The sequence below is a fragment of the Rhodococcus sp. (in: high G+C Gram-positive bacteria) genome (assembly GCF_049286785.1).
Classification (GTDB): Bacteria; Actinomycetota; Actinomycetes; order Mycobacteriales; family Mycobacteriaceae; genus Rhodococcus_F.
On the sequence record NZ_JBAQEO010000842.1, the window covers coordinates 1 to 6,216 of the forward strand.

At 63.7% G+C, this 6,216-nt stretch carries 5 protein-coding genes and 1 pseudogene; 4 read left to right on the forward strand and 2 right to left on the reverse strand.

What is annotated here, in order from left to right:
- Nucleotides 1-128: 128 nt before the first annotated feature.
- Together WAW17_RS30100 and WAW17_RS30105 are read right to left on the reverse strand one after the other, a co-directional pair.
- Nucleotides 129-515, reverse strand: a pseudogene (locus tag WAW17_RS30100) (recombinase family protein); the annotation flags it as partial.
- Nucleotides 516-819: 304 nt separating this feature from the next.
- Nucleotides 820-1,173, reverse strand: coding sequence for a hypothetical protein (locus tag WAW17_RS30105; protein WP_422336510.1), 354 nt, complete (start codon nt 1,171-1,173; stop codon nt 820-822).
- Between the two features lie 309 nt (nt 1,174-1,482).
- Here WAW17_RS30105 and WAW17_RS30110 point away from each other — a divergent pair, with 309 nt between their 5' ends.
- The 4 genes from WAW17_RS30110 to WAW17_RS30125 all read left to right on the forward strand — a co-directional run.
- Nucleotides 1,483-1,689, forward strand: a complete 207-nt coding sequence (locus WAW17_RS30110) for a hypothetical protein (RefSeq protein WP_422336511.1) — start codon at nt 1,483-1,485, stop codon at nt 1,687-1,689.
- 129 nt (nt 1,690-1,818) lie between these two features.
- Nucleotides 1,819-5,088, forward strand: coding sequence for an ATP-binding protein (locus tag WAW17_RS30115; RefSeq protein ID WP_422336512.1), 3,270 nt, complete (start codon nt 1,819-1,821; stop codon nt 5,086-5,088).
- The gene (locus tag WAW17_RS30120) at nt 5,085-5,561 is read left to right on the forward strand and encodes a DUF7680 family protein (protein ID WP_422336513.1); all 477 of its coding nucleotides are present in this window, start codon (nt 5,085-5,087) and stop codon (nt 5,559-5,561) included. The genes WAW17_RS30115 and WAW17_RS30120 overlap by 4 nt, the downstream gene beginning before the upstream one ends.
- A 14-nt stretch (nt 5,562-5,575) precedes the next feature.
- Nucleotides 5,576-6,216, forward strand: a 641-nt coding sequence (locus WAW17_RS30125; RefSeq protein ID WP_422336514.1) for a DUF1156 domain-containing protein, incomplete at its 3' end; no start/stop codon positions are given.

The following is a 6,216-nucleotide window of genomic DNA, read 5'->3' on the forward strand; positions in this document are numbered from 1 at the left end:
CGTGTACGGCCCATCCATGCGACGAAGCTAACCCACGTCCCTCACAGGGTGTGGGATATCTGCGAGCGACGTCAGCAGGCGTGTTGCAATCCCACGTCCCTCACAGACGGTTGCGGCATAAAGATAAGTTCCCGGATCAAGTTCCGTTCGAACTCGGCGAGGGCGCCGAAGATCGAGAAGATCAGTTTGCCCCCGGAGGTCGTGGTGTCGATCGACTCTGTGAGTGACCGGAATCCGACGCCGCGCTCGTCGAGGTCCTCCACCGTCTGCAACAGGTGTGGGAGCGATCGACCGAGTCGGTCCAACCGCCACACCACCAGGGTGTCTCCTTCTCGCAGATGCGAGAGGAGATCGTTGAGCTGAGGACGTGACGTCGTCGCGCCGCTCGCAGTGTCTGTCCACACTCGCGAACAGCCGGCGGCGCTGAGAGCGTCCCTCTGCGAATCCGCGGTCTGCTCGGCGGTCGACACCCTCGCGTAGCCCAATAGTTCGTTCACGAGCGAGCAGTGTTCCATAACTCACCGACAACCGAACTTGTGAAACATCGGTTTCCGACACGGGTTTCGGAACACACTCGGCCCCAGTTCGACCCACTGTGCCGCGAATGTTTCAAAAACGGTCGATTTTGAAACGCTCGATGGGACGACCCTCATCCAGCTGCCGATCGGGTGGGGGTTCTGCTGCGATCGAACCGTTCGGCACACCCGGTGGATCAAAGCGTCACCTTGCGCGCGTGATATGCCGCCCGCACCGTGAGTCACGGCGACGACCGGCCGGAAACGCTCAAAACGTAAGATTCGGCCGATTTGGTTTCGGCCGCTAGTTTCGGCCGAAGCTCGCCGCTGTAGGCGGGTCTGGGCCGAAATTGGTCGATTCGTCGGCCGGAATTGATCGATTGCGGGCCACCCGGCCTTGCGTGTCTCGATGCCCGGTACCGAGACACCGTCGGTCTTCGGCGCCGGCACTGTCCTCGGTGTCGCATCCACCGTCGGCAGAGCTGGACGTCAGGGTCTCGATGTTCAGGATCGCCGGCTCGCGGGCGGGTACGACGATGATGAGCGTGTCATCGACGTCGTAGTCGGGTGGCAGTTCCCAAAGTGGTTCTGCCGCGGAGGCGATGTCGTCGTCCGCGAATACACGTCGAGGGCGGCCCGCCATGGCGACAGACGGCACAGGCCGTCGACCTAACCGGCACCACGAAGCGCGAGCAGACCCGACCCGGACCACCTCGGAGCCGCCGTCGCCGCCTGGTCCGAGTTGTTCCGTTGACCTCGGCGGGCGGCGAGCGCGATTCACGCAAATACACAGCAGCGGCGGAGGCGCCCTCTGTGGTCAGGGACGTCTCTGGCGCTGCCTTCTGTGCTGGCCGTCGGATCTGGACGGGGTCCGGAACTGAAGGGATAGACCACAGCAAACGTGGCACGCAAGGGTGCCGCACGCCATATGCCAAGTAGAGGAGGCCAACTTCGGTAGGCTCCGCCCATGGACCCGCTCGACGAGGCGATTGCTGCGCACGCCCGTGCACAACAGCTCGTACAGAACACGCGAGAGGCACTACACGTAGCGATCAGGGACGCACTGCGCAACGGAGAAAAGCAGATCGACGTCGTCCACAAGACCGGATACACGCGCGAACACATTCGACGCATCTCACGCGAGATGCGGCCCGTCTCACGTCGCGGCGGATGAGCGCACGACATTCCAGATCGATCACCAACCACGCGCCGTTTAGTGCGACGCGCATGAACGCTCGTGCGGAACAAACATCCGCGGAACTCGGCGCCCAAGGCGTCACCGAACAAGGGATAGCAGCAGGAGATGGCAAACAGCAACAACAGCGCGGGCCTGGTCGCGTTACGCACAGCGTGCGAGCCCCGCGAAGATGTCCTCAGCGGCGGCCTCGCAGACAATCACTTCGCAGCCCAGTTGGACAAGGTTGTTCGCGACGCCGACCACTACCCGGTCTACGGCGACCCGGATGCGTTCTTCGCGCAGACCTACGCCACCAGCGGCCTGCGCACCCTCCTGACGAAGACCTTCGGCCGTGTGACCGGAGCCAAGGGTGTAGCAGCCGAGAATGGCGTCCTGCGCCCGACTACCTCGTTCGGTGGCGGAAAGACCCACGGTCTGACCGCCGTCTACCATCTCGCAAAGGGCGCTCGCCCAGCCAACCTCGGTGATTTCGTCAACCCTTCACTGCTGCCCGACATGCCCGTGAACATTGCCGCACTCGTCGGTGACGCCCTCGACCCGGTCGCCGGTGTCGATACCAACGGGCACCTCACCTTCACCCTCTGGGGAGAGATGGCAGCCCAGATCGGCGATGACGCCTTCGACGCACTGGCAGCCAGCGATCAGGAACGCACCGCGCCCGGCACCGCGACGATCAAGAAGGCGTTCGCCGGGCAGCCGACCATCGTCATCATCGACGAGATCGCCAAGTACATCCGGCAGGTCACCTCCTCCGGCAGCGAAGACGTCCGCCGCATGGCCAAGGCCATCCCGGTGTTCCTCGGCAACCTCTTCGAGGTCGCCTCCGACCCGACGAACCAGGTGTCCGTCATCATCACCCTGGCCGCCGCGACCAACGCTTTCGGTGAAGAGACCACCGAGATGACCGACCTCCTTGACGACGCCGCTTCCGCCGCGAGCGGCGCGGTGGCCGAGACCGCTGACGTGCTCACCCGCGCGGTTCAGCCGTCTGCCGTCATCAAACCCGCCGACGACACCGAAATTGGTGAGATCCTCAAGACCCGCTTGTTCAAGAACGTCGACCAGGTTGCAGCCCGCGCCGCCGGCGCCGCTTACCGGGACTTTTACGAGGTGCTCGGGAAGACAGAAACCCTGGCCGGCGGACCAGAACAGCCCGTCACCTACGGCGAGCAGGTCACCAAGTCGTATCCGTTCCACCCCGAACTGGTTCGTGTCCTGGACCAGAGACTCGGCGACATCCCTCAGTTCCAACGGGCTCGCGGTGCGCTCAAGCTCCTCGCGGAAGTGGTGGCCGGGATTTACCGCGATGGTGATGACACCGCGATCATCAACGTCGGTGACATCGACTACTCCGACGCCCCAGTCCTCAACCACCTCACGGACGGGCTCGGCCGCGGGGAGTTCTCCTCCGTCGCGATCGGCGACTTCGCCGGCCACGCTTCCCACGCCGCATCTGTCGATGCGGACATCTTTCCCGGTAAGTCGCGCTACGCAACCCGAGTCGCCCGAACAGTATTCACACACTCGCTGGAGATGAAGTCCAACGCAGGCGCCGGCCGCAACGACTGGCTGCTCGGCACCCTGCGCCCCGGCGAGGATGCCACGATCTTCGAGAAGGCACTGACCGAGTCCGAGAAAGTGTTCTGGCACCTCGCATTCGACGGTGCCCGGTGGCGCTTCAACGTCGAACCAAACGTCAACGCCATCATCGAAGCAGAGAAACGAAATATCGCGAACACACGTGTCGCAGCCATCGTCGACGAGCTTATCCATCGCGCGTTCTCCAACGACGGCGGAGTCACCCCGATCCACTTCCCGTCCGGCGCCGTCGACATTCCCGACCACGCCAGCCTGCGCATCGCGGTGCTCGACTACCGCGTCCTCTCGGTAAACGCCAAGGACTCAGACACCGCCCCCGGTTTGCTCGTCGAGATGCTCGACAAGACCGGAACTCTCGGATCACCACGCAAGTACCGCAACGGCGTCGTCTTCGCGGTCCCCGCCGATGACCAGATCGACGTCCTCAAGGACCGGGCCCGCGCACTGATCGCTGCGGACATACTTGCGGCAGACACCGCTCGCCTGAGCCAGTTCAGCGCCGAGGTGCGGAAAAAGATCGAAACCTATCAGAAGCAGGCATCACTAGAAGCACGGATCGCAGTGAACCGCTGCTACAAGCACATCTACTTCCCTACCAGTGACAAGTCGAACGGCCATCTTCGGCACAGAGAGCTCCCCCCGCAGGTCCAAGGCGACCCGAAGAACGCAACCTCCGCGGTGATTGCGCTCCTTGAGGACGAGGGCAAGATCCGGCGTGACTCGTTCACTGCGTCGTTTTTGAAGTCGAAGACCTGGCCGAAGGCCGACTCCGTCACCACCGCGGGGATCGTGGACTACTTCTGGATGGACCACGCGTCCCCGATTGTCCGCAACCCTGCGCTCCTGCGTGAGGCCATCACCAACGGCATCAAAAACGAGAACTGGGTCTACTACGACGGCGCGACCGGCAAGGCCTATACCGCGCACGCGATGGCCGGCATGAACGTCGGGTTCAGCAGCGACGCCGAGATCATGACCGCCGCCGAGGCGCAGAACCGGGGCCTGCTCGTCCGTAAGCCGACCCAGGCAGACCTGCGTGCGGTCCTCCCCGACGCCGCCACCACCGGCGCCGAACTCCGGGCTCTGCTCGACACCGAGTGCGGCGGCGAACCGTCCAAGACCGACGTCCTCGAGCTTCTTGCCACCGCGGTGCAGGCCAGCGACTACAAGACGTTCGTCGTCCTCGACACCGACCCGGTGCCCGGAGTGCGCGCCTTGTCGCCGAGTGCGATCAAGGAGAAGGGACTCGACACCCTGCACATCATCCCGCGCGCGGACGCCGACACCGCCGGTATCGAGGTGCCGACTCGGACTGTCAGCAACAAGACGTTCACCGCGACCGGGCCCGGTGGCGCCGCGTTCCAGAAGATCGTCGACCAGGTCTCCGATTTCACCATCCGCACCGTCTCCCGGCTGACCCTCAAGGTCAACGCCGACGAGGCGAAGGGCACCGGGGACATCGATCTCGCAGTCGCAGCGCTCGGCATGCTGCCCAAGCACTCCATCACTGTGACGAGCACCCTCGTCGCCGAATACAAGAACCTCACAGGGGGACTCCGGTTCGGCGGCACCGCGGAGCGAGCCGACTTCCAGAGCGCCTACGGCAACGTTAAGAAAGCACTCTCCGGCGCCGCCAAGATCGCCGGCGAACTGACCCTCGACATCGCCTTCGAACCGGCTGTCGACATCGACACCGCGGACATCAGCCAAATCCACACCGTGGTCAAGAAACTCCAGATCCAGCACACTGCCATGACCGCCGAGGTAACCCGATGAGCGCCCGCCCCACCACCACAGCCCGAATCCGGGCTCTCACCGCTGTCGGCGCCACGCGCGCATTCCGGATCACCATCGTCCCGGGCAAGAACGACTCCTACGGACTCATCCTCGAGGAAACCTACGGCGAAACCGGCAACGCACTCGCTGCTCCCGTCGTCGCCACCACACCCGCCCAGACCGGCCGGATCACCGATGCCGTCTTCGCGGCTGCCCGTAGCTCCGGACACTCACCGAGCGTCCTCGCATTCACGCGTAAGACCCCGATCCGGATCCACGAAGTCGACGGTGTCCGACTCGCACTCATCCTCCTCACCACCCAGCCCATTGCGAAACACGCCAGAGTGCGCGCAATCGTCGCAGGCATCAACGCTATGAGCGTCGAGGAAACCTACTACTGGTACTCCAAGTGCATTGGCACGGAAGCCTCCCGCGCTCGCAAGGCGCTCCGCACACTCCTCGCCGACGACTGAACCGAAAGACAGACATGACCAACACCAAGCCCCGGGTCCTCATCGAAGACTGGCTCCCCGTCGCCGCACTTGGCATCGAGTCCCGCCGTGAGTCGGCACCCATTCCCGGCCAGTTCCCTAAGCTGAAGACGCTGCATGTCTGGTGGGCCCGTCGCCCCCTCGTCGCATCCGCTGCGGTTGTACTCGGCGGCCTCCTGCCTATTTGGTCCAAGGACCTCGCCGATTCATTCCCCGAGTCGGTCCACCTGCGGGACGAAGAGGCATACCGACGCTGGCTCCTCCATCTCGTCGGAATTTGGGGCGACCCGGTGCAAGCACGTAAATCGCTCGATGCGGCCAATGCGGCGGGTGTGAAACTTGCAACTAACGGCTATGGGTACAAACCAGCATTCCGAAACGCAATCCCGCGCAGTGACATTGACCTACTTCACAGCATCCTTATTCAGGCGTGGGGGGAGTTACCAGTCGTTTGTGATCCCACTGCCGGTGGCGGCAGTATCCCGTGGACAGCTGCCCGTTTCGGAATTCCCACGATCGCGAACGACCTGAACGGGGTCGCAGCCAGCATCCTTTGGGCAGGAGTTAGAATCCCCGCTGAACGCGGTCCCAGCTTAGTCGGTGACCTGCAAGAGTGGGGCCAGGTTCTGGTGAACCG

What these genes read in the sequence shown, in the direction of transcription:
- WAW17_RS30110 (WP_422336511.1), top strand. Translation starts at nt 1,483, where the DNA reads ATGGACCCGCTCGACGAGGCGATTGCTGCGCACGCCCGTGCACAACAG.
- WAW17_RS30115 (WP_422336512.1), top strand. Translation starts at nt 1,819, where the DNA reads ATGGCAAACAGCAACAACAGCGCGGGCCTGGTCGCGTTACGCACAGCG.
- WAW17_RS30120 (WP_422336513.1), top strand. Translation starts at nt 5,085, where the DNA reads ATGAGCGCCCGCCCCACCACCACAGCCCGAATCCGGGCTCTCACCGCT.